Origin of the sequence: Marivirga atlantica, assembly GCF_016734805.1 — a bacterium.
GTDB lineage: Bacteria > Bacteroidota > Bacteroidia > Cytophagales > Cyclobacteriaceae > Marivirga > Marivirga atlantica.
Genome location: NZ_JAERQG010000004.1, coordinates 204,563 through 226,912 on the forward strand (window position 1 = coordinate 204,563; position 22,350 = coordinate 226,912).

General features: G+C 36.7%; 21 protein-coding genes. 11 read left to right on the forward strand and 10 right to left on the reverse strand.

From position 1 onward, the window contains the following. Positions 1-2: 2 nt before the first annotated feature. Positions 3-1,283, reverse strand: coding sequence for a hypothetical protein (locus tag JKP34_RS15220; protein WP_236665022.1), 1,281 nt, complete (start codon positions 1,281-1,283; stop codon positions 3-5). Positions 1,284-1,432: 149 nt separating this feature from the next. On the opposite strand from JKP34_RS15220, the gene JKP34_RS15225 reads away from it, so the two are divergent. From JKP34_RS15225 to rsgA, 3 genes are all read left to right on the forward strand, one after another. Then, positions 1,433-1,942, forward strand: coding sequence for a hypothetical protein (locus JKP34_RS15225; RefSeq protein ID WP_201923356.1), 510 nt, complete (start codon positions 1,433-1,435; stop codon positions 1,940-1,942). Positions 1,943-2,240: 298 nt separating this feature from the next. Further along, positions 2,241-3,497, forward strand: a complete 1,257-nt coding sequence (locus JKP34_RS15230; protein ID WP_201923358.1) for a 3-deoxy-D-manno-octulosonic acid transferase — start codon at positions 2,241-2,243, stop codon at positions 3,495-3,497. Beyond that, positions 3,487-4,401 carry a ribosome small subunit-dependent GTPase A gene (rsgA, locus tag JKP34_RS15235; protein WP_201923360.1) on the forward strand — a complete coding sequence of 305 codons (915 nt, stop codon included), beginning with the start codon at positions 3,487-3,489 and terminating at the stop codon, positions 4,399-4,401. Before JKP34_RS15230 ends, rsgA begins: the two co-directional genes overlap by 11 nt. Before the next feature lie 133 nt (positions 4,402-4,534). Here rsgA and JKP34_RS15240 read toward each other — a convergent pair whose 3' ends face one another. The 3 genes from JKP34_RS15240 to JKP34_RS15250 form a co-directional block, all read right to left on the reverse strand. After that, positions 4,535-5,497, reverse strand: a complete 963-nt coding sequence (locus JKP34_RS15240; protein WP_201923362.1) for an L-histidine N(alpha)-methyltransferase — start codon at positions 5,495-5,497, stop codon at positions 4,535-4,537. Beyond that, entirely contained in the window at positions 5,494-6,651 is a 1,158-nt protein-coding gene (gene egtB / locus JKP34_RS15245) for an ergothioneine biosynthesis protein EgtB (RefSeq protein WP_201923365.1), read from the reverse strand. Before egtB ends, JKP34_RS15240 begins: the two co-directional genes overlap by 4 nt. An 83-nt stretch (positions 6,652-6,734) precedes the next feature. Continuing rightward, the gene (locus tag JKP34_RS15250) at positions 6,735-8,246 is read right to left on the reverse strand and encodes an FMN-binding glutamate synthase family protein (protein ID WP_201923366.1); all 1,512 of its coding nucleotides are present in this window, start codon (positions 8,244-8,246) and stop codon (positions 6,735-6,737) included. Positions 8,247-8,381: 135 nt separating this feature from the next. Between JKP34_RS15250 and JKP34_RS15255 the strand changes: the two genes are divergently transcribed. Further along, the gene (locus JKP34_RS15255) at positions 8,382-9,008 is read left to right on the forward strand and encodes a 2OG-Fe(II) oxygenase (protein ID WP_201923368.1); all 627 of its coding nucleotides are present in this window, start codon (positions 8,382-8,384) and stop codon (positions 9,006-9,008) included. A 54-nt stretch (positions 9,009-9,062) separates the two neighbouring features. Here JKP34_RS15255 and JKP34_RS15260 read toward each other — a convergent pair whose 3' ends face one another. The 4 genes from JKP34_RS15260 to JKP34_RS15275 form a co-directional block, all read right to left on the reverse strand. Further along, on the reverse strand, positions 9,063-10,400 hold the full coding sequence (locus tag JKP34_RS15260; protein ID WP_201923370.1) for a M24 family metallopeptidase: 1,338 nt from the start codon (positions 10,398-10,400) through the stop codon (positions 9,063-9,065). 8 nt (positions 10,401-10,408) lie between these two features. Beyond that, the gene (locus JKP34_RS15265; protein ID WP_201923372.1) at positions 10,409-11,098 is read right to left on the reverse strand and encodes a TapB family protein; all 690 of its coding nucleotides are present in this window, start codon (positions 11,096-11,098) and stop codon (positions 10,409-10,411) included. Between the two features lie 175 nt (positions 11,099-11,273). Further along, on the reverse strand, positions 11,274-11,999 hold the full coding sequence (locus JKP34_RS15270) for a lysophospholipid acyltransferase family protein (protein WP_201923374.1): 726 nt from the start codon (positions 11,997-11,999) through the stop codon (positions 11,274-11,276). A gap of 32 nt (positions 12,000-12,031) precedes the next feature. Beyond that, positions 12,032-14,890, reverse strand: coding sequence for a CHAT domain-containing tetratricopeptide repeat protein (locus JKP34_RS15275; protein ID WP_201923376.1), 2,859 nt, complete (start codon positions 14,888-14,890; stop codon positions 12,032-12,034). 72 nt (positions 14,891-14,962) lie between these two features. On the opposite strand from JKP34_RS15275, the gene JKP34_RS15280 reads away from it, so the two are divergent. From JKP34_RS15280 to JKP34_RS15300, 5 genes are all read left to right on the forward strand, one after another. Further along, entirely contained in the window at positions 14,963-15,310 is a 348-nt protein-coding gene (locus tag JKP34_RS15280) for a DUF202 domain-containing protein (protein WP_201923378.1), read from the forward strand. A 73-nt stretch (positions 15,311-15,383) separates the two neighbouring features. Then, on the forward strand, positions 15,384-16,307 hold the full coding sequence (locus tag JKP34_RS15285) for a universal stress protein (protein WP_201923380.1): 924 nt from the start codon (positions 15,384-15,386) through the stop codon (positions 16,305-16,307). Next, complete coding sequence (locus tag JKP34_RS15290) at positions 16,307-16,486, forward strand: hypothetical protein (RefSeq protein ID WP_201923382.1); 180 nt, start codon at positions 16,307-16,309, stop codon at positions 16,484-16,486. Before JKP34_RS15285 ends, JKP34_RS15290 begins: the two co-directional genes overlap by 1 nt. Beyond that, on the forward strand, positions 16,487-17,731 hold the full coding sequence (gene xseA, locus JKP34_RS15295) for an exodeoxyribonuclease VII large subunit (protein WP_201923384.1): 1,245 nt from the start codon (positions 16,487-16,489) through the stop codon (positions 17,729-17,731). 33 nt (positions 17,732-17,764) lie between these two features. Beyond that, positions 17,765-18,556 (forward strand): DUF3667 domain-containing protein, encoded by a 792-nt coding sequence (locus JKP34_RS15300; protein ID WP_201923386.1) that lies wholly within the window; start codon positions 17,765-17,767, stop codon positions 18,554-18,556. Positions 18,557-18,604: 48 nt separating this feature from the next. On the opposite strand, the gene JKP34_RS15305 is transcribed toward JKP34_RS15300, so the two are convergent. Continuing rightward, positions 18,605-19,234: a DUF6515 family protein gene (locus JKP34_RS15305; RefSeq protein WP_201923388.1), complete on the reverse strand. Its 630-nt coding sequence runs from the start codon at positions 19,232-19,234 to the stop codon at positions 18,605-18,607. A 160-nt stretch (positions 19,235-19,394) separates the two neighbouring features. Between JKP34_RS15305 and JKP34_RS15310 the strand changes: the two genes are divergently transcribed. Both JKP34_RS15310 and JKP34_RS15315 read left to right on the forward strand, forming a co-directional pair. After that, a complete protein-coding gene (locus JKP34_RS15310) occupies positions 19,395-20,069 on the forward strand; it encodes a TetR/AcrR family transcriptional regulator (protein WP_201923390.1) in 675 nt (224 codons plus the stop codon). Between the two features lies 1 nt (position 20,070). Further along, positions 20,071-21,411: an ABC1 kinase family protein gene (locus JKP34_RS15315; protein ID WP_201923392.1), complete on the forward strand. Its 1,341-nt coding sequence runs from the start codon at positions 20,071-20,073 to the stop codon at positions 21,409-21,411. 72 nt (positions 21,412-21,483) lie between these two features. Here the strand turns inward: JKP34_RS15315 and JKP34_RS15320 are convergent, their stop codons facing one another. After that, complete coding sequence (locus tag JKP34_RS15320) at positions 21,484-22,260, reverse strand: prohibitin family protein (protein WP_201923394.1); 777 nt, start codon at positions 22,258-22,260, stop codon at positions 21,484-21,486. Positions 22,261-22,350: the final 90 nt, after the last annotated feature.

Here is a 22,350-nt window from a genome sequence, read left to right on the forward strand (position 1 = left end):
ATTTAATATCCACATCGGTTATACTTAACTATACCAATACTATACCTGTAATCATAACTATAAATTTTGTTGCCGTCTATTACATATCCTTTTATGCTAAAGTTGCTTAGATGATTCATTAGCTCTGTAAGAAAAACATAATCTGGTCTACTAGGCCCTCCCTTGTAAGATGTTTCCCCTCCTGTACCGCATGGACCCATCGTATTCTCTCCAATGTAAAACGGGTGTGAGTGTACGTAACCCACAATATTATCAGGTATTAAGTCTTTCCAATTCGATGGAGGGCTCATTCCGCATGGATCTCTTAAAAATGTAGGAGGAAAAAATACAACATCATATCCTCCATTAATTTCAATTATCCAACCGCCTTGTTCAAGTCGTTCATCCATCGGTATATCACCATTGTTCGCATTACTACCTGACCATATTTTTAATAAATCGGATTGTATTTCTTCACTATCCAAAATATTATTACCAGTATCACAAGGATCCGGTTTCGGAACACATTCTCCATTCCCATCAGAAACCATACCATCCCCGCAGACTTTAGGCAAAGTACCAGGCGGGTCCAACACATAATCAACCTCTAAAATGGCTCTTTTTGGTAATGTCTGCCAGGCATGATCAGCCATGTTTATTGTACCACCACCTCCTTCACTACCTGTTGGGAAACACTCTGTTACCATCTCATAAACAGGGTAGCATACCTCTTGTCCGCCTGGTCCGGCACATGTTTGGCCTACCACTGTGTTATAAGTAACACATGTGTAGCTAGAAAGCCTTTGGTTTGATAGTTTTTTGGTAGCCCCATTTTCAATTTCAGTTGAATACAGAACCGCTCCCTCCATTGATCTAATTTTTAATTGACCGTTGTAGGCATTCCAACCCGGAAATTCATCCAAACTATTATACCAGTCTACATCCAATATATATTCTATTATGAGTCCATTAACTTCACCTGCTTCATTTTCACTAAGCAGAAAGCTGGTTTTTATAGAAGGGACATCCGTTACTAAATTGGCAGAATAGAAAGTTGCAGCAGTAGCAGAATCGTACCAGGTAATGGCACGGCTTAAATCAACTGCATTTAAATAATTTGTAGCTGTTCTTTGATTTGTATTTCCCTTGAGGCTTGAAACTAAACCTTCAAAGTGTGCATCATTCTGAAGCAGAATAAAATCTTCCGTTCGTTCTTTGGTAGGTAATTCTTGTTCATGACAAGCTGTGAATAAGCTCACCAAAACAATTAAGCATAGTTGCTTAAATAGGTTCATCTTAAGCATAAGGTTAAGGTTGATATAATTAAAAGCCTAAAACTAGCTTTCAAGATGTTAATATACAATAGCCTCTGATAAAACTTTCAATGAAGTTAATGTAAATCTGTATCTTTTTTGAGTTTCTGCATTATATAAGTGAACAAACAACAAATATGATGAAGAAACTATTATTATTATCGATAAGTATTTTTGTATTACTAAGTTGTGAAACTGTTGAGCCTGAACCCGCAATGGAAAACGACAAATTAGAGGTTCAGCTTAAACAAAAAACAGGAGAATCGAGCGAAAAAAGCCATGATGACCACCTGAAAGATTGTTTTGATAAAATGATAGAGTCAGTAGGAGCAGATTTTACCGGTGTAGCTTGTAGAACATGCATTGAAGGAGATGTTTCCGCTAAAGATACAGTTTTTTTGTATAGGGTATTTTTTAGTTATCCTGACCATACTAATTATGATGATGAACACTCAACAAAATGGGAAATAGAGGGTGTTGGAGGACAAATCATTGAAGCTGACTCGCTTGATTATGTACAAATAGCTTTAACAGAAGATTTTGGTACTGATACACTGAAAGTGCAAGCCACTAGTACGTCTATTCGAGTTAATGAGGACGGAAGCACTTCGCAAAATATTTGTAGCAGTCCTGAATATCTGAGCTTTTAAAGCATCCCTCCTATGCATTAATTGGAGAGAAGAAATAATCTTTATTGACTTAAAGAAGTAAAATAGTTATAAAGCGCATGATTAACATTTCATGTGCTTTTTTTATTATCGGTAAAAAAAATCTTTGATATTTCTTAGGCCATCTTAATGCTAAAACAAAATACCACTAACATATAATTCTCATTTGCGTTATTTTAATTGGTTTGTTTAGGTTAAAAATTATTTACTCAAAACTTAGAATTAGGCAGACCTTCATAATTCCTCATGGCTCAAAAAATTAATTGTTTACTTTTGTGCCATGATGGAATTTCTTTACCAAATAGGTATTGGCTTTTTAATTAGTATCCTTAGAATTCATGCGCTTTTTAATAAAAAATCTGCTTTGGCAATTAGTGGAAGAAAGAATCTTTTTCCGCAACTGGAAGCTGCTTTAGCTCATAATCAGAAGTCGGTTATTTGGTTTCATTGTGCTTCTCTTGGTGAGTTTGAGCAAGGCAGACCATTGATAGAATATTTCAAGGCCAATCATGATTACTTCATTTTGCTCACCTTCTTTTCTCCTTCGGGTTATGAGGTGCGCAAAAACTATGAACATGCCGACTACATCACCTATATGCCATTTGATACAGCTTCAAATGCAAAGCAATTTGTATCCATCGCAAAGCCTACAATGGCCTTTTTCATCAAGTATGAATTCTGGCATTTCCACCTAAAAGCCCTTGAGCAAGCTGACTGCTGGATATTTTCCATTTCTACCATTTTAAGAAGTCAGCAGCCTTATTTTAAATGGTATGGAGGCTTCAACAGAAATATGTTCAAGCGAGTTGATCATTTTTTTGTGCAGAATGATACCACCCAAACGCTACTCAAAACCATTAATATTCATAATACCACAGTCACAGGTGATACGCGCTTTGACAGAGTGTATGAAATAGCACAAAATGCTAAAAAAATTGAGCTAGTAGAGCAGTTTACTAAAGGAAGCAATGTCCTAATTGGCGGCAGCACTTGGGAGCCAGACATAAAAACCATAGCACCATTTTTACAAAAAAACACAAATTGGAAAGCAGTTATTGCCCCACATGATATCAGTGAAGCCAGCTTGAAAATACATGAGCAAATACTTGATATCCAAACGGAAAGATTCAGCGAAATTGAAAACCAAGTTAAGTCTGAAACTCGAGCAATTATCATAGATAACATTGGTATGCTCACTTCTCTATATCAATATGGAACCGTAGCCTTTATTGGAGGTGCCTTTGGAGATGGACTGCACAACACCTTAGAGGCTGCTTGCTATGCACTTCCTATTTATTTCGGAAACAAAAAGTTTAGTAAATTTCAGGAGGCTAAAGATTTGCTTAAAATTGATGGCGCACAAAGTGTTGCAGATGCAGATGATTTTGCTCAAAAAATCAGACAGAAAATTGACGAAAGTCAATTGGCAGCAATGGGCAGAAGAGGTGAAACTTATGTAAAAGAAAACCTAGGGGCCACTGCTAAAATCATTCGACACATTGAGCCTATTATTCAAAAAATGACTTATGAAGGGTAGAGTCTTCAAATCGACAGGATCATGGTACAGCGTAAAAGTTGGCGATACATTTTACAATTGCAGGCTGCGTGGCAAAATGCGTTTGTATGATGAGAAAGTCACCAACCCGGTAGCCGTTGGCGATTGGGTGGAAATTCAGTTAGAGAATGATGAGGAAGGTATCATTCAGGAGGTGGTAGAAAGAACCAACTATGTGATCAGGAAATCTACAAGGAAGAAGCGACATAGTCACATTTTAGCTGCTAATATTGATCAAGCAGCACTCATCATCACTTTGGCTTTCCCAAGAACAAGCTTAGGCTTTATAGACAGGTTTTTAGTAGCCTGCGAGTCATTCAGAATACCTGCTATTCTGGTTTTCAATAAGTCTGATTTATTAGATGAAGAAGCCCTCACCTATTTTGAGGATTTGAAATTTGATTACGAATCTATCGGCTATAAAGTGCTTTTAGTTTCGGCTGAAAGTGGTGACAACATGGATTTGTTAGAAGATTCGCTCAAAGGTAAAACCACATTATTTTCCGGTCATTCAGGAGTGGGGAAATCTACTATGCTTAATTTACTCTCACCTGAAATTGAACAACGTGTAGGTGAAGTATCGGATGCAGTAGGTAAAGGAACACATACAACAACGTTTGCAGAGATGTTTGAAATTGCAAAAGACACCTATGTAATTGACACACCTGGCATCAAAGAGTTAGGCCTTTGGGATATTGGAGATGAAGAACTCAGTCATTATTTCCCTGAAATGCGTGAGTTTATAGGGGAATGTAAGTTCAATAATTGTACACATATTCATGAACCTGGCTGCGCCTTCAGAGAAGCCATGGAACGCGGAGAAATAGCCCCATCACGCTATGAGAATTACCTGAGCATGCTAGCGGATGATGACAATCGGAGATAAACAATTTTATATTTTTGTTGGTGATAACACCAACAAAGAGGAAAGATAATACATCAAAAATCAATCCTCCCAACCTCCTTCTCTAAGGAGGAGCAAATATGTTGGTGATATCTCACCAACGAATTTTCAAAAACTATTTACTCAACAATACATCAGCAAAATAATTTTTGCTGTCATAGAAGTATTGCTGCACTTTTAAATCTGCTTTGGTGGCAAGGTTCTCAATCATTTCATGATCAAACTTCTGAGAGAACTCCACATGAATGGGTTCCCAGGCTTTGAAATGAAAACTTTTTTCCAAATCTGCAAAGTGAATATCTTGCTCTATTTTTGATACGATGAAGCTTTTGGCCGTACCTGTTTGAGGGTCGTAATAAGGGTAATGAATAAAAGTGTCAGTATCAAAATTGGCCGAAAACTCCCTATTGAGTCTTCTGAGCAAGTTCATATTAAATTCGGTTGTGATACCTGCTTTGTCATAATAAGCATCCAATATGAGGTTAGGATCTTTCTTAAGATCAAATCCAATCATCAGTTTATCGCCTTCCCTTAAATTATCAGCTATTTTTTTCACAAATAGCTCAGCATCAGAAATATGAAAATTACCAATATTAGCTCCTAAAAAGAGCACTATAACAGGATTTTTTCTATCCTCATTTAGTTCATCCAGTGCTTCAAAGTATTCTTTATTTATAGGATCAATCGCTAAAGTTGGCAGCGATTTCTGCATTCTTTTCTTAAGCTGCTTGAGCACAGAGGCTGAAATATCAACCGGACGATAGGTGAAATTTATTTCTTCACTTGTAAAATGCTTCAGCAGTATTTCAGTTTTCAACCCATCACCGGCACCAAACTCTATCAAATTAAATTCAGGAGAGTCAGCTGAAAAACTCTTTAAAATAGCCGATTTCTGTTCTTGAAAGATTTCGTATTCACAATCGGTGAGGTAATATTCTGGCATGGCCATGATTTGCTGGAAGATTTTATCTCCCTCTTCATCATAAAATAGCCAACTGGGTAAACTTTTATTTTTTTTACTTAGTCCTTCAACCACCTCTTTTGCCACCACACTGTTGAGTTTTTCTGCTGTTGTCATAAATCTTTAGCTAGTCGTATTCCATTGAACTGCCATTGCAAGTGCGGATGGAAAAAGTTTCTGTATGTTTTACGGGAATGATTTGACGGTGTTCCAATGGAGGCTCCTCTCAATACCATTTGGTTTACCATAAATTTACCATTGTATTCGCCAATGGCTCCTTCTGGTTTTTTATATCTGGGATATGGCAAATAGGCACTACCTGTATGTTCCCAACGTTTACCCCAATTTAATTGATCAGCTGCTGTCTCCCATTCAAACTCGGTTGGCAAACGCATGCCTTTCCATTGTGCAAAGGCAAAAGCCTCATAAAAGCTGATATGCATCAAGGAAGCTTTTTCATCAATTGGTTTTAATCCTTGAAATGTATAATAGTACCATTTTCCTTCTTGCTTGTGCCAGTAAAGTGGCCGATCGATGCCACTTTCATCAAGCCAGGCACGTGCATCGCTATGCCAAAACTCATGATTTTCATAACCATTGGCTTCTATAAATTCAAGATATTCTCCATTGGTTACAAGCTGCTTATTAATGGCAGCACCTTCCAGGTGCACTTCATGGCGGCCGTGCTCATTATCAAAAGAAAAGCCTTCTCCATTATGTCCAATGGTATAATTACCTTTTGGAACCTCCACAAAGCCAGAGGCTTCATTTTCAATTTTATACTCTTCAAAGTCTATCTTATAAACAGGGAAAAGTGGGTTATGTCCTAAAATGTATTTGATATCATAAAAAAGCAGCTCCTGGTGCTGTTGCTCATGATTAAAGCCGATCTCTAATATTTCCTGCTGCTCATTTGTTAAGTCACCACTTAAGAATGCCAGCATATGTTTATCTACATGTGCTCTGAATTTGTAGATATCCTCCACAGTTGGTCTTGTCATGTTACCACGATTGGGCCTTAACATGCGCTCGCCCGCAGCCACATAATAACTATTAAACAAATAAGGATATTGAGGATCAAACTCTGGATAAGCTTTCACATAAGGCTTAAGCAGGAAAGTCTCAAAGAACCAACTGGTATGTGCCAGATGCCATTTCGGAGGACTTACATCCTCAACAGGCTGGGCGACATAATCTTCAATTTGGAGAGGTTTACAAATAGCCTCAGAATGAGACCTGATAGATTTGTATTTTTCCTGATGTTGATTCATAAATTCAACAATCAATATAATTGTTTTTTGTTTTGCCGCCTAAGCAAATACTTTAAAAAGCTCCTGATTTAGTTTCACCCAAATTAGTTCAAAAACTCCTCAGCCATTTTATCAGGGAAATATTTATTTTGGATATTAACAAATTCATCACCTTTTAAATACATATCAATGGTAATTTCCTGAATAGAACTTAAGCCACATGCCGCTAATAACTCCATTGTTGCCTTTAGTGTGTTTTGATGAAAATTATAAGCCCTTTCTGCTTTATCGCTCACCACTAATCCCTTTTGAAGCATTTCATTTTGTGTGGCCACTCCTGTAGGGCAGGCATTTGTATTACACCTTAGTGCCTGAATGCAACCTACAGAAAACATAAAGCCTCTGGCACTATTGCATATATCAGCTCCTAAAGCCCTTATTTTGATAATATTTTCTGCTGAAATAATTTTTCCGCTGGCAATAATCACGATGTCATTTCGAAGCTCCATTTTTTGAAGCACTTTATGAATAAAGATTAGAGCAGGTTTTAGGGGAAGGCCAACACTATCAGAAAATTCTAATGGAGCAGCACCTGTTCCTCCTTCGGCACCATCAACAGTGATGAAATCCGGTTTTATACCTGTTTTCTTCATAGATTCACAGAGCTCAACAAACTCCTCGGCCCTACCAACGCATAACTTGAAACCCACAGGCTTACCTCCTGAAAGTTCCCTCAACTCAACAATAAAATCCAGCAAGCCTTCAGCATTTGAAAAATGACTATGGCTGGGAGGTGAAATAACAGTTGTATGAGGTTTAACTCCTCTTATCTTAGCAATTTCAGGTGTATTCTTTTCTCCCGGTAAAACACCACCATGTCCTGGTTTTGCACCTTGTGAGAGCTTGATCTCAATCATTTTCACCTCAGGTCTGTTTGCACCTTCTTTGAACTTTTGGGGATCAAACTGACCATCCTCAGTTCTACAACCAAAGTAACCGGTTCCTATTTGCCACACTAAATCACCACCATTTTCTAAGTGGTAAGGGGAAATAGAACCCTCACCTGTGTTGTGGTAATAATTCCCCTTTTTAGCTCCAAGGTTCAATGCTCGGATAGCATTTTTACTTAATGAACCGAAACTCATGGCTGAAGTATTGAGCAATGACGCCTCATATGGTTGCTTGCAGTCTTTACCTCCAACTTTAATTCTTGGAAATTCCTCATGCGGCTTTCTGGCATAAATTGAATGCCTCAAACCTTCATAATCACTATTATTTAGCTCCAACTGTGTACCAAATGGATGTGTATCATTTACCGATTTAGCCCTTCTGTAAACCAATGCTCGATGGTTTCTGCTGAAAGGCTTACCATCAGTATTTCGCTCAATAAAGTACTGTTGTATTTCAGGAGATATTGATTCAAAGAAATACCTGAAATACCCAAGTACTGGAAAGTTTTTAAGTATCGCATGATTCTTTTGAAAAGTATTATAAACACCTATAAAGTAAATAACTCCAACAATTATAGGCCCTGCTAGCGGGATTATCTGGAAGTAGTGTAAAACTACAAGCCCACTGAACAAAATACCGCCTATCCATAGAAATTGATTTCTCATGTTTTAAAAAAATTTGTACGTAACAGCTCAATTTAAAGCTAATTAATAAAGAGTCCTAATGTAAATAATGAAACAATAAGCTGATTGTTTGTTGTATTTTTAGGTTAATTTCGCACCATAATCTTAAATCTATTAATGCAAGAAATTCATCAGGATGTCTTAGAAACAGCCATTGACCATCTGGCAGAGAAGGGCTTTTTTATTTGGGATGATTTTATCGCAAAGGATGAAGTATCAAATTTGATTAATACAATCAAACAAGACAAAGCTGCAGGAGAATTCAAAAAAGCTGGTATCGGTAAACAGGTATTGCATCAGGTAGATAGCTCCATCAGGGGAGATTATATTGAATGGGTAGATAGGCAACATCCCGCTCCAGTGGTTCAAAAATTCATTAACAAAATAGATGAGCTACGGACTTATATTAATCAAACCTGCTATTTGGGTTTAAAGGATTTCGAATGTCACTTCGCTATTTATCCTGAAAATACGTTTTATAAGAAACACATCGATAGGTTTCAGCAAAATGCTCACCGCGTACTTTCTTTTGTTCTTTACCTGAATGAAAACTGGCAAAAAGGCGATGGTGGTGAGCTAGGTATTTATCCTGATAAAGAAGAACATATTGTAGAACCAGTAGCAGGAAGACTTATTCTTTTCAGGAGTGAAATTTTGCACGAAGTACTACTTTCACACAAAGAGCGCATTAGCCTTACAGGCTGGATGCTTGATAAAGACATGAGTCTTACTTTCTTACAATAGAATTGCGAATTCAGAATTACGATTTACGAAATTGGATTGACTCCCCATAAAATTCTATCTAGACCGAGGTATTGCATGTATAGCTTCTTGACGGCCATCTATATAATAGATAGAATCTCCTGTAAAAAATGCTTCCTGCTCAAGCATAATTCGGATTTCCTTCTTCCATTCTTCTAAATAAACAGCGGCATTGAGCTCAATAGAATAAGCTGTATTCGGGTAAAGCGGATAATCCCCAGAACCTGGCACACCACCTTGCTGATCCCACATACCAATAGTCGGGCCTGCCGCATGACCATGCAATCCGATAGGATGTGTGTAAATTGTAGGCTTCAATCCGGCAGCTTTTGCATCTTCTAATGCATTAGCTAACATTTCATTTCCTGTTCGCCCTGTCTTAAACTGATTGGTCAAGTGATCTTGAACAGCTTTACCTTGCTCAAAAGCTTTCTTTAAATAGACTGGAATTTCTTTTTCCTCTGGTTTCAAAACATAAGCATGCTCTTGTGTATCGGTGTTTAAGCCTAAATAAGTTATACCGAAGTCAACATGAAGTAGATCTCCGGGAATAATGGTTTGTTGATCAGGTCTTTTGCTAAAGCTTCTTAAATGGTCAAAGCTTTCAGGATCTGCTCGTTGAATATCAACAGTAGGATGAAACCATGTATCCAATCCTAAATCATTAATTTCTTGTCTGTACCACCAAACCAAATCCTCTGTAGTACTTACGCCTGGAGTAATTGCTTCCAAAGAAAAACCTTTGGCAATAATTTGATGAGCAATTCTGCACAGTTGTTCATAAATAATGATTTCCGTTGCCGATCTGGTTTCCAGCCAGCCAACTGCAAGTGGTTCTGCGGAAACCACTTTATCTTTTAATGATTTCGGAGCATTACTCATAAAAAGCTCATATTCCGTTTTATTGATGCCATCGGCATGGCCATAATCATCAGAATAATTCAGTCCTATCTGCTTTGGATTCAGGTCTTCTAAAAGATTAAATAATGCCTTCCATTGATCAGGCTGTAATTCCGGGTTCCATGACTTCTCAAAGAAATCGCCTACTTTATACCTTGCCACTGCATAACCCTCAACAGCACCTTCACCTTCTGAATGATGCATTACTAAAATAGTGCGTCTCCTGGCAGACATCCAGGTGGATGGCAACATAGTTTTTATAACAGGATCTTCATTATACTCTCTTGAAATAATAACCCAGGTATCGATAGAAGTGCGTTCCATTAAGTTCGGTAATACCGTTTCAAAACGCTGTTTTAATATTTTGTCTTCCAAGTTTGCTCTTTCACGTAGTGGAAGAATTTCAGCATACTGAGCAGAACAAAAAGAAATTGTAAAGAATAAGCAGGTTAATCCTTGAAAGAATTTACGCATTAATAAGTTTATTTAGAGTATTCAATTAGTACGGTATAATATTTCAGATCTCCACTTTTATCGTATGATTCGGTTCTGACAGCTCCAACACCTTCAGCGATCCACTCTGCACTTCGCATTTCTCTTTTTCCCATCATGTCAATAACTGTAGTAGAAGTAATTTTATAAGTATTATAAGTTCCGGCCGGAACAGTGATTTCTTCTTCCGTAGTCACTTTTCTATCTTCTATGGTTATATCAAACGACATGGGCATTGGTCCCTTTACAGTCATATGAACACCACCATCAGCCAATTGCTGACCAACTGATAGTTTTTCCGGCACTTCTATTGGATCCATTTTCATTTCAACATCCATATTTTTGAATGCGTCTAATGTTTCGGCCGGCAGATATTGAGACATATCTATATGAATTACACCATCTTCACAGATGAACTCTATCTCTTTTTCCATCTGCAATTTGTCCTTTTTATCAAAAGACTTCACAAGTGTTTTGGCTATAAGCTTGTTATCCGATTCTGTCATTTCAAGAATCTCGTATGACTGCTTGCCTTCATACTTGTCCTTATGGTTATAGTTGGCAGTTGTCCATTTTTTACCTTCAGCGAAAGTATAAAAAGGATTGCAGTTGTTTTGTGCCTTTGCTGCGGTGGCAAGAAGAACAAATGAAGCGAGAATGATGGTAAATAGATTTTTCATGCGTATAACGTTGGTTTCATAGGGCACATGGAATTAGCATCAACTATTCATCTGGTGTTTGGTCCTGATAGCTATCGGGATTCACCCTCGAATATTTATGCTCATTTCATATCAATTGGATTTAACAATCGATGAAAATACAATATTTACCTATCAAAGTAAAATTTAATAGAGCTTAAGCAGATTGTAACTCTTCGATCATTTGTGCACGAATCTTTTCTTTGAGGCTCTTTTGTTCCTTCTGGGTATAGCTGGAAGTATCTACAGGAGGCAGTACTTTTACTTTTATTTTGCCCGGACTCATTAATAAGCTACTTGGCCTCATCAATTTGGCTGCTCCTTTCACAACTATAGGAATAATTTTCACCTGTGCATCAATAGCTATTCTAAAGGCACCATCATAAAAGGGCTGCAGTACCTCAGCAGTTCTATTCATAGTGCCTTCAGGGAAAACTAAAATAGAGCTTTCTTCATTGAGCACTCTATTAAGACGTTGCTTACTTTTCTGCCTACTTTCAGGGCTAGACCGATCAACAACCACAGTCACCATTTTCACAATGAAACCAAAAATTGGAATCTTAGTAAGCTCCTTTTTTGCCAATGCTCTGAAAGGTCTGTTGATGGCTTGAGGTAAAGCGGGTGAATCCAGAAAAGATGTGTGATTTACAATGAAAACATAGTTTTCATCTTTACTGATATTTTCCTGCCCTTCGATTTTATAAATTATTCGGTTTAATGAGCTGAAAATAAGTGACCAAAGCCTGATGGCTTTCCAGCTTAGTACATTTCCTCTTTTGTGCAATAAAGGAGGAATGATAAAAAAAGGAAATAGTATAATCATGAAAACATGAAAAACTAAAAGTGCCCAGAGGGTGTAAATAAATCGAAATAATTTGATCATGCTTGCTGCTTCTAGTTCACAAAAATGTGAAATTATCTTGAAAACATGATAAAAGCTCCCCAATAGTAAGGGTCTTTGTACTGTTCCATGGTACTAAGCTGGGCTTTACGAAAAGCTTCTGCCACATTTCCGCTACTGGCTCTGTTCTTATAGAAATTTGACATCAACTGCTGGGTAGCGGCATCATCTACCTTCCATAAGCTCATAATGATGGATTGTGCACCCGCTATAATAAATGCCCGCTGTAAGCCATAAACGCCTTCACCTGCTTTCACATCACCCCTACCGGTTTCACAGGCTGATAGCACCACCATTTCAGTATTGGCCAAATTAAGGTGAATGGCTTCGTAGGCAGTAAATACACCATTATCCGCCTGATTAAAAGATTGACTACTTCCGGTAGCTTCACTTGTGGCTGCACCTGAAAGCAACAGACCTGATCTTAATAGCGGATTTTGCTGAATGTATTGTATTTGAATACCCATAAGATTATTCTGCAAATTATCATCTTCTAAAAAGAACCCATGGCTGGCCAAATGCAGTACATAAGGTGAAACAGTTTGCTTTAAATTATATTCTGAAGCTTTTTCTTCGGTATAATTCTGCACTTTTAATTGTGCTTTTAAATACTGGCTAATAACATCAAGCTCCTTTTTTGTGCCTGGTAACTGTTGAATAGCACTATTACCATATGAGGGATTACCCAGCAGAAATGCAGTACTCGTTTTCGTTAATTGATTGCTTTTCTGAGTTAGCAAATCATTAGGATGACCAATATATCTAATATCGTATTGCTGAATCAGATACTGGCCATTTGCTGCTTTCAGGGTGTTTAAGTTGAGTTGGTTATAAATGCCATCAGGAGAAATATAAAGCTTTTTATTTGCAGCTACTGCACTTTCTATAGGACCAAAGAACTTGTTATAAGAGTAGTCATCCTTAAATTTCTGCTTGATAACATTGTTGTAATAAGCAAAGTATCTTCCTTCAAGCTCTGATCCTTTATCATTGTAAATCAATTGAGGGCTGCCTGAACTTTTTATTACAAGGTAAACATATGCAGAGTTGTCGCTTAGCTGTTTGTCGTATATCGGAAATTGTATAACCTCAACTAATACTTCTCCAACCTTCAACTTAGCCTGTACTTTGTTTAAATCAAGATTTCTACTTTCAAAAGCTTTCGTAAAAGCCTTAGACTGTGAAGCCAGTGCTCTTTCTTTACTATTGGCAGCTTGCTCTAATGAATCTACATTAATCTGCTGTTCCTTTATGTCGTCTTCAGATAGGGCATAAACATTAGCCAGCTGCTGTTTTAAATCGAGCCATTCGTTATAAAGACTCTTAAGTTCAGCATCATCACTATTATAAATTTCATTCTGAAGTGCTGTGGAAGCCGTTAGCAAGATTCCTTTGGTAGCTAGTCGATACCTAATTAAATCCTCGAGCAATTCAGGCTTCTGCTGATGGTTACTTGTGGCAAAATTGTAAAACCTAAAGAACCTTGGCTTAAGCTGCTCCCAATATTTAGTTTTCTCTGCTTCGCTTAAAGCAGGGAAATAAGTTTTGATGAATTCCATACTGATTTCCATCACCGCTTTAAAGCTACTGTATGCTTTGTCAAGTTCACCAATTTGCCATTGGCAAAGCGCAATATCTTCTTTGTTCTGAACTACTTTTGGATGTGTTTCCGATAACTTTCTTTCTCTTGTATAAAGTGCTTCCTCTAAATAATTGAGTGCTTCTTTGTTGTTGCCTTTGTATCGGTAAAGATTACCTAAATCGGCCTGTACCTCAGCTGTTTCCAGGTCATCGATACCTTTACTTTCTTTATACAGTTCATAAGCTTCTTTCAATGAAGTTTCAGCTTTCTGCAACTCGCCTTTTTCTACATAAAGTGCAGCAATATTCGCTTTGGTGTGTGCTAAATTGGCCTCTGACTTCTTACCGATTTTTAGAAATGAAGATTGTAAATCAAGTACTTTTTCAAAAGTTGCCTCAGCCTTATCCAGTTCACCGTTTTCCTGCTCCAATATGGCTTGATTAGTTAAAAACTGTAAATAGGTATCATTGCTTTCTGAAAGGCTTTCTTCTGAAACAGCTATGCATTGCTTCATATATTTAAGTGCTTCTGCACTTCTACCCATATATTGATTAAGAATAGCCTTATTGTTGATATAAATGGCATAAGGTAATGGCTGCTCTTCCTTAATTTTAAGTAATTTATTTTCCAGCTGACTCATCAAATCTTCAGCTTTCAAATAATCTCCTTCATTCATCCTTAGAACTGCCAGATTACTCATCTCGGCCAAATAGCCTATACTTTTCTCTCCTTGCATACGCTCCCAGCCCGATAGTGCTCTAATTGTAAAATCTTCAGCACTCTTAAAACGCCCCATATTATTATAGATAACACCTAATAAGCCCAATGATTTATAGTAAATCGGGTTTGAGGCTGTATCCGTAGTTTGACTGGCAATGATAGCGGCCCTCAGGTAGGATTCCGTCATGAAATAATTACCCAGCCCATAACTGATGTTAGCGAAATCATAGAGTTGTCTTAATTTCTCTTGCTCAGTTTTCTTTTCATCTTCTCCCAACATAAAGTTGGCAGTTTTGATAATCCCCTCATCTTTTTGCTTATTCTGAAAAGATGCTGTTTTATCGAGAAATGCAATGGCATAATTGAATGAAAGCGTATCATAACTAGCCGCTTTCTCTGAAGTTTTCTCCTTTAGAGTTTCCTTTAATATTTTTTCAGCCTTATCCTTTAAAGCATTTTTCAAACCGAACTGTGCCTGCACACTTGTATGAAATAGTATGCTTATGCTTATTGCCAATAATAAAATATTTGAAATTTTTGGCTTTTGAGTAAGTTTAATAATTTTCTTCATTTATATCATTTAGCTAAACAAAACAGCTGCTTTACAAGTAGTTAAAATAACTTTTTAATCAATCTGAAAGTAATGAAAAAAATAAAGATACCGAAAATAGTATCTGACTATAAAAACAAAGAGCGTATTATTTTACGGGATTTTTTAGCCTTAGAAAGAACTACCTTAGCCAATGAGCGTACCCTATTTGCTTACATCAGAACAAGCCTGTATTTAGTACTGGGTGGCATAGCTTTAATTCAATTAGAAAATTTAAAAAAACTAGTTTGGCTCGGTTACGTTGCCTTTGCAGTTAGCGTGTTCTTAATATTCTTTGGTTTGCTACGGTATTTTAAGCTAAAAAGTAAACTGCAAAAGTTTTATGATGAAAAAGATTTAGAGCACCCAGAAGAGAGATATAAAAAAGAGAAAGAAAATTAAGATTTTTCAAATAAAAACTACGCATTATCAATATTTGAAATCGTAACTTTGCGCCCTGAAATTAACAACAAGCATGTATCCTATTAAGAAAGTACTTATCGGCCTTGATTTAACTGAATTAGACAAAACAATGATTGAGTTTGCTGATTTTTTAGCAGAAAGATCAAATGTTGAAGATATCCATTTTTTGTATGTAATCAAGAACCTTCAGGTACCTCAAGATTTATTGAAGGAATATCCTGATATGATTGATAAAGTTATACAGGAAAAAGAAAATGAAATGCGTAAAACGTTTTTAGATTATTCTAAAACTAAGCAAAAAGCAAAAATTCATTTTCAGGTTCAGAATGGCCGCATAGCTGATAATATCCTCAAGTTCAGCAAAACTGAAGATATAGATATGATCGTAATGGGTCGTAGAGAAAAAGCAGAGCTAAGTGGAAGCCTTGCACAGAGACTAGCCAGAAGAGCAGCATGTAGTCTTTTAATTATTCCTGAAGGTACAAAGCCTAAAATGGATAAAATTTTAGTGCCATCTGATTTCTCAGAATACTCTACATTAGCCATTGAAGAAGCAGTTGAAATAGCTTCTAAAAACGATTTCAAAACTGAAATTATCATTCAAAACGTTTTTACCGTGCCTTCTGGGTACCATTATACCGGCAAAACATTTGAAGAGTTCGCCAACGTAATGAAGAAAAATGCTGAGAAAGACTACAAAAAATTCATTAAGAAAATAGATACGAAAGACATCAAAGTTAAAGCCGTCTATTCTCAAGACATTAATGATGATGTAACATCAGACATGATTGATAAGGCACGAGAAATTAATGCAAATGCCATAATTGTAGGTGCTAAGGGAAGAACGGCCACCACTGCTTTTTTCTTAGGAAGTATAGCTGAAAGGCTTATTCAAATAGACCACGATATTCCTTTAATGGTAGTAAGACCAAAAGGCAAAAATGCTGGCTTCATGGAATTCTTAAAAGAATTGTAATGAAGGGCTTAATAGAAAAATTTTACGATAAGATTTTTACCGATCCGGAACGTGATGAAGAAGTGCCTTATGCCAATAAGAAATTCATGTTTTGGTTCTCCATCATAAGCTTTGCCATCGTATTATTTTTTATTGTGAAAGACATCGTTCAAAATATTCAAAGAATAAATGCTCAATAAATGGAGCATCTTTCATTAGCCACATTAAATCAACTTATAAAGGATACGCTTAATACTACCCTTGAGCCTAGTTACTGGGTAGTGGCTGAAATTGCTGAATTAAGAACAAATTATAGCGGCCACTGCTATTTAGAGTTTATTCAGAAAGAAGAAGAAAGTGGTAAGGTACTCGCTAAAATCAGGGGGACAATCTGGTCTTACACCTATCGCACAGTTAGTGCATGGTTTCAATCAATCACTGGTGAAGAACTAAGATCAGGGCTAACAGTACTCGCCAATGTTCAAGTGCAGTTTCATGAAGTATATGGACTTAGCCTAAATGTAAAGGACATTGATCCTAATTTCACTTTAGGAGAACGCGCCAGGAAAAAGCAAGAAATTATTAAACAGCTAGAGGAAGATGGTATTTTTGAGATGAATAAAAGTCTGAAATTACCATTGGTTCCACAACGCATAGCCGTAATTAGTTCAGAAACCGCAGCGGGCTATGGTGATTTCATGAATCAAATCACACATAATGACTTTGGCTACAAAATTGAAACCCTACTATTTCCTGCCACTATGCAAGGTGATAAAGCACCTGATGCTATCATTAATGCATTACTTCAGGTTCATAATGCTATGGATAAGTTTGATGCAGTTATCATCATTAGAGGTGGTGGAGCACAGGTTGACTTAGATTGTTTCGACCATTATGAATTAGCAGCACATATTGCTCAGTTCCCACTTCCTGTTTTTACCGGTATTGGTCACGAGCGTGATGAAACAATCTGTGATTTAGTAGCACATACCAGTTTAAAAACTCCAACGGCAGTTGCTGAATTTCTCCTAAGAGGAATCCGACAATACGATGAAAACATTACCATCCTATTTGAAAACATTGCTTCTGTTACATCCAGATCTATTGAACAAGCTCAATATAACTTACGCGAGATTAGCCATAGGTTTAAAGGTTTATTCGTAAAAAGACTTGATGCTGGTAACAACAAATTAGACAGGCTTTCTCAACAACTAAATTATAGTACTAAGAGGTTATTAAGCGAAGAAGCCAACAAGCTACAGATGATCGAAAAGACTTTCCATTTGATCAACCCGGAAAATGTTTTTAAGAAGGGCTATTCTTTTACTAGCAAAAATGGCAAAAGTATTAATGGTCAAGAAATTAAGGAAGGCGACCAGCTCATAACAACCAATAGTTCGCATCGCATAACGAGTGAGGTAAAAAAAATAGATATCGAAAAGTAAAAAGTACTATCTTTCCTTTTAAATCATAAAAGGATGGAAGCAAAAACTACTACTTGTCCCAATTGTGAAAAAGAAACCTTCGGTAACTTCTGCCATCATTGTGGCCAAAAACAGGGCATTAACAGACTAACCTGGGGTAGTGTATTTGGCGAACTACAGAAACGTTGGTTCGGATTCGACAACAACTTCCTAAGAACAGTTAAAGACCTTACCATAAAGCCACATAAGGTGGTGGAAGCTTCAATTGAAGGTGTTCGTGTAAGGTATATCGGGCCGGTGGGTTATTACTTTTTAATGCTTACCATTTATGTGTTGATCATATCATTCTTAGATATTGACATGAATCAATTTTATGAATCCATGAATCAGTCTTTCAACCCTGAAGTATCGGCAGAGCAACAAGCCTTACAAAAGGATTGGAATAATTTTGTTAATAATAATTTTAGAATTGTGGCTTTCCTAATGATGCCATTTTTCATTCTAGGTATTTGGATTGTCTTCAAAAATAAGGGGTACAACTTTCTAGAAACAGCTGTTCTTAATTTTTACGGACAAGGTCATCCTATGCTTGTTTCTATTGTTATGATGGTTGTTTATAAGTTTACAAATGATGGTGCTTCTTTACTAACCATGACAGCTATCACCTATCTGTATTTACTTGTTGTAATTACCCTTTTTTATAAAGGCAATAAACTATGGAATTTTATAAAGGGTATTTTTGGTATACTATTAGGTTTTATTTTATTGATGTTGTTCGTTTTTGCTGCAGTATATTTAATTGGTTGGATTTTCCCAGAATTACTTTCTAAATACGTACCACAATAAAAAAGGGATTCAACTACGAATCCCTTAAATAAAACAAACCATAAAAAACTAAAGTTTAATTACCTGATAACCTACGCCATCTGGCAGCTCATCGGTTTCCACTTCCTGATAATAAACGCCATCTAACTCATAATATTCCATTCCGTCAATTTCTTTTACCTTGTAGCCATTTGGTAGTGCATCTACCATTGCTCCTTCAGGGGCCTCAACCACTTCATATCCATCTTTTACATCTTTATAAAAGTTTCCGTAGTAATAATAATATTTGCTGCTTTTTAATGAAATGGCTTTGTAACCCTTTGGCAATAGACTTATTCTAAGCCCTGCAACGGGTCTTATTACTACATATCTTTTGTTATTTAATCTATAAAAAACACCTTCATGAAAATAATAAGTATGTGCTTTATACCTCACAACAACTGCACTTTTAGGGATTCTATTAACAGTGGCCCTGTATTTTGGTAAATGTGCATACCTCAAATGAGCTCTTCGCTTAACTTTACGATAGACTTTTCTCTGAGCCCGTTTATGAGCTAAATGCTTACTTTCTGCTTTGCTGACATGTAAAACACTAACATGTTGGGCTTTAACCTTTGTTAATAAGCCTGATAATATGATAATAGAGACCAACAATCCTAACACTAAACCGAGTCTCTTATTAATAGATGTAGTTTTCATAGACATTATATTTTTTACAGGCATTTGATGCTACTAATCAGAAAAGGTTTAATCTCAGGTTAACTTTTTTACTGAAGTAAGAAATAACTGCTCTTTTAGTCAATTATGTAAAACCTTTCAGCGAAACAGCCTGTTTCATGGGCAGTTAACAAAATAACACATGGGGAAACAGACGCAAGCAAAGACTTCAACTACAAAAAGTAAAGTTGATCACTTAACCAAAATATTAGATGCTTACAAACTGCATATCTTGGAACATGGAGCTGAACCGGCTTCTGTCTATAAGTTTACAAAAGATTTGAAGTTAAAGGAAACGGTATTCTACAATCACTTCAACTCCTTTCAGGCAGTAAGACAGTTTATATGGAAAAGTTTCATAACTGAAACCATAGCCGCTTTACATGCTGAAGAAGCTTTCATAGAATACTCTGCCCGTGAGAAATTACTGGCGTTTTATTTCACCTTAATTGAAGTGCTTAAAGACAATAGAAGCTATGCTATACTAGACTTACAGCACATGAAAAAGCCAGAAATAACTCCTGCCTTTTTAAAAGAATTTAAAAAGCACTTTGTGCAGTTTGTAGATGAAATTTTACTACAAGCAAAAGAAACTGAAGAAGTTGTTGACAGGCCTGTGATTGGCAACAAATACGGAGAAGGCCTATGGATACAAGCGCTTTTTGTACTGCAATTCTGGACTAAAGATGAAAGCATTGGTTTCGAAAAAACAGATGCTGCTATTGAAAAAGCAGTAAATGTCTCATTCGATTTAATGGGCAAAAGCCCAATTGATAGCGTATTGGATTTCGCTAAATTTCTATATCAGAACAAATAAGATGGCAGAGAAGAAAGAACAGAAGAGAATACCAGTTTCAAAAATACAACGAGCAAGTAAGTTTGTTTCTACAGGGGCAAAAGTTGGAGGTAATTACGTAAAGTACTACACAAAAAAGGCTTTCAATAGAGATTTAGATCGTTCGGAATTGGATAATGATAACGCTGAAGATATTTATGAATCTTTAAGCCAGCTCAAGGGAAGCGCCTTAAAAGTAGCGCAAATGTTAAGCATGGATAAAAATTTATTACCACCAGCTTATCAGGAGCGTTTCACTATGTCTCAATATAGCGCACCACCACTTTCTTACCCTTTGGTTGTTAAAACTTTCAAAAAAGAATTTGGCAAAGGTCCTGAAGAAATGTTCGATACTTTCACCAAAAAAGCAGTCAATGCTGCTTCAATGGGGCAAGTACATCAGGCCACTATTGGAGATAAAAAGTATGCTGTGAAAATACAATATCCTGGTGTGGCGGATAGTATCAGTTCTGACTTGAGATTGGTTCGTCCATTTGCAACAAGGCTTTTTAACATGAGCAATGCTGAGCTAGATCATTACATGAGCGAAGTGGAAGGTAAATTAATGGAAGAAGCTGATTATTGTCTCGAACTGGATCGTTCACAAGAGATCACAGAAGCAATTGGTGATTCTATTGAAGGACTATTCTTTCCAAAGTACTACAAAGAAATGTCCGGTGACAGAGTAATTACAATGGATTGGCTTGACGGCAAGCACATGAAAGAATTTCTAAAAGATGAACCAAGCCAAGAGATTCGCAATAAAATAGGACAAGCACTCTGGGACTTCTACGATTTCCAGTTTCATCAATTAAAGCAGGTGCATGCTGATCCTCACCCCGGTAACTTTCTTTTGAATGATAAAGGGGAAATGGGCATAATAGATTTCGGCTGCGTGAAGGAAATACCTGAAGATTTTTATGAAAATTACTTTAGCTTGTTAAAACCAGGGTTCCTTCAGGATAAGGAAGAAATTGATAAAAGGTTCACTGCCTTGGATTTCTTCCATGAAAAAGACACACCAGCTGAACGTAAAATCTTTAATGAAGTATTTCTTGAAATGATAGGTATGCTAAGTAAGCCCTTCCAATACGATTCTTTTGATTTTGGAGATGACTCATTCTTTGAAGCTATTTATGCCATGGGTGAAAAAGTTTCTAACATGAAAGAGGTAAGAAATAGTAATGGCGCCAGAGGTTCAAGGCATGGTTTATACGTAAACAGAACTTACTTCGGTCTTTACAATATGCTCAACCAATTAGGTGCTAAAGTAGACATTAGAAAACCAGATTGGTTAAAAGGAAAAACAGAGCAGGTAGCTTAGGACGTTTAACGAGATTATGTAGAATATCAAAAAGGATTGAGATTATAACCTTTCTCAATCCTTTTTTTGTAATTATAATTTATCCTCCTGTATTAAAAAGGGTGTTTTGCCGTCCGTAATAATGATTTTGGCATTTGGACTTTTTGACAACTCTCTAAATGCCTCAATACTTCTAAGCTTAATAATTGCTTCATTTAACCCTTCAGAAAGTATTTTTTGAGCATCTCTATTTCCCTCAGCTTCAATTCGCCTTCGTTCAGCTTCCTGCTTCTCAATTTGAAGAATAAATTCCATTTCCATTGACTCCTGTTCCGCCTTTAGCTTTCTTTCTATAGCCATTGAAAGTTCTTTCGGCAACTCAATGCTTTTAAGCAGAACTTCTTCAATAATGAAACCTCTCTCAGCAAGCACTTCAGACATTCGATCTTTAATTTCTGCTTCTATCTCGCTTCGCTTGCCAGAATGCATATCCTTAGCCATAAAATTTGCTGATATATCAGAAGAGGCGGATCTGAAAACAGGCAGAATAGCATTTTTCACATAAGAAGGACCAATATTTTCAACAATTAAGGGCGCCTTCTCACCAACAACACGATAGAGAATTGATATTTCAGATTTGATGGTTAAGCCCTCTTTACTAGGCAGGCTAAGATTAACCTCCAAATTCATGGTACGAGTTGGTATTTTAATCATTGTAGCAAAAAAAGGATTTATACCGTACAGACCAGCATCATAAATTTCAGGGTTGATTTTTCCAAATTTACGTTTTACGCCAACCTCTCCTTGCCTAACGGTAACGCAGCTCATAATTAAAATCAGGATAGTTAGAATCATTATGATTTTTTTCATTTCTTGAAGGGTTTAGTGATAGTTTGTTTTATGATCGTCTAGGAACAAAAATTATACCACCCACAAAACAGACTAAACACAACTACCTCA

Bases quoted from the DNA above. Each gene is read 5' to 3' on its own strand.
- JKP34_RS15220 (WP_236665022.1), bottom strand. From the start codon at position 1,283: ATGCTTAAGATGAACCTATTTAAGCAACTATGCTTAATTGTTTTGGTG.
- JKP34_RS15225 (WP_201923356.1), top strand. From the start codon at position 1,433: ATGAAGAAACTATTATTATTATCGATAAGTATTTTTGTATTACTAAGT.
- JKP34_RS15230 (WP_201923358.1), top strand. From the start codon at position 2,241: ATGATGGAATTTCTTTACCAAATAGGTATTGGCTTTTTAATTAGTATC.
- rsgA (WP_201923360.1), top strand. From the start codon at position 3,487: ATGAAGGGTAGAGTCTTCAAATCGACAGGATCATGGTACAGCGTAAAA.
- JKP34_RS15240 (WP_201923362.1), bottom strand. From the start codon at position 5,497: ATGACAACAGCAGAAAAACTCAACAGTGTGGTGGCAAAAGAGGTGGTT.
- egtB (WP_201923365.1), bottom strand. From the start codon at position 6,651: ATGAATCAACATCAGGAAAAATACAAATCTATCAGGTCTCATTCTGAG.
- JKP34_RS15250 (WP_201923366.1), bottom strand. From the start codon at position 8,246: ATGAGAAATCAATTTCTATGGATAGGCGGTATTTTGTTCAGTGGGCTT.
- JKP34_RS15255 (WP_201923368.1), top strand. From the start codon at position 8,382: ATGCAAGAAATTCATCAGGATGTCTTAGAAACAGCCATTGACCATCTG.
- JKP34_RS15260 (WP_201923370.1), bottom strand. From the start codon at position 10,400: ATGCGTAAATTCTTTCAAGGATTAACCTGCTTATTCTTTACAATTTCT.
- JKP34_RS15265 (WP_201923372.1), bottom strand. From the start codon at position 11,098: ATGAAAAATCTATTTACCATCATTCTCGCTTCATTTGTTCTTCTTGCC.
- JKP34_RS15270 (WP_201923374.1), bottom strand. From the start codon at position 11,999: ATGATCAAATTATTTCGATTTATTTACACCCTCTGGGCACTTTTAGTT.
- JKP34_RS15275 (WP_201923376.1), bottom strand. From the start codon at position 14,890: ATGAAGAAAATTATTAAACTTACTCAAAAGCCAAAAATTTCAAATATT.
- JKP34_RS15280 (WP_201923378.1), top strand. From the start codon at position 14,963: ATGAAAAAAATAAAGATACCGAAAATAGTATCTGACTATAAAAACAAA.
- JKP34_RS15285 (WP_201923380.1), top strand. From the start codon at position 15,384: ATGTATCCTATTAAGAAAGTACTTATCGGCCTTGATTTAACTGAATTA.
- JKP34_RS15290 (WP_201923382.1), top strand. From the start codon at position 16,307: ATGAAGGGCTTAATAGAAAAATTTTACGATAAGATTTTTACCGATCCG.
- xseA (WP_201923384.1), top strand. From the start codon at position 16,487: ATGGAGCATCTTTCATTAGCCACATTAAATCAACTTATAAAGGATACG.
- JKP34_RS15300 (WP_201923386.1), top strand. From the start codon at position 17,765: ATGGAAGCAAAAACTACTACTTGTCCCAATTGTGAAAAAGAAACCTTC.
- JKP34_RS15305 (WP_201923388.1), bottom strand. From the start codon at position 19,234: ATGAAAACTACATCTATTAATAAGAGACTCGGTTTAGTGTTAGGATTG.
- JKP34_RS15310 (WP_201923390.1), top strand. From the start codon at position 19,395: ATGGGGAAACAGACGCAAGCAAAGACTTCAACTACAAAAAGTAAAGTT.
- JKP34_RS15315 (WP_201923392.1), top strand. From the start codon at position 20,071: ATGGCAGAGAAGAAAGAACAGAAGAGAATACCAGTTTCAAAAATACAA.
- JKP34_RS15320 (WP_201923394.1), bottom strand. From the start codon at position 22,260: ATGAAAAAAATCATAATGATTCTAACTATCCTGATTTTAATTATGAGC.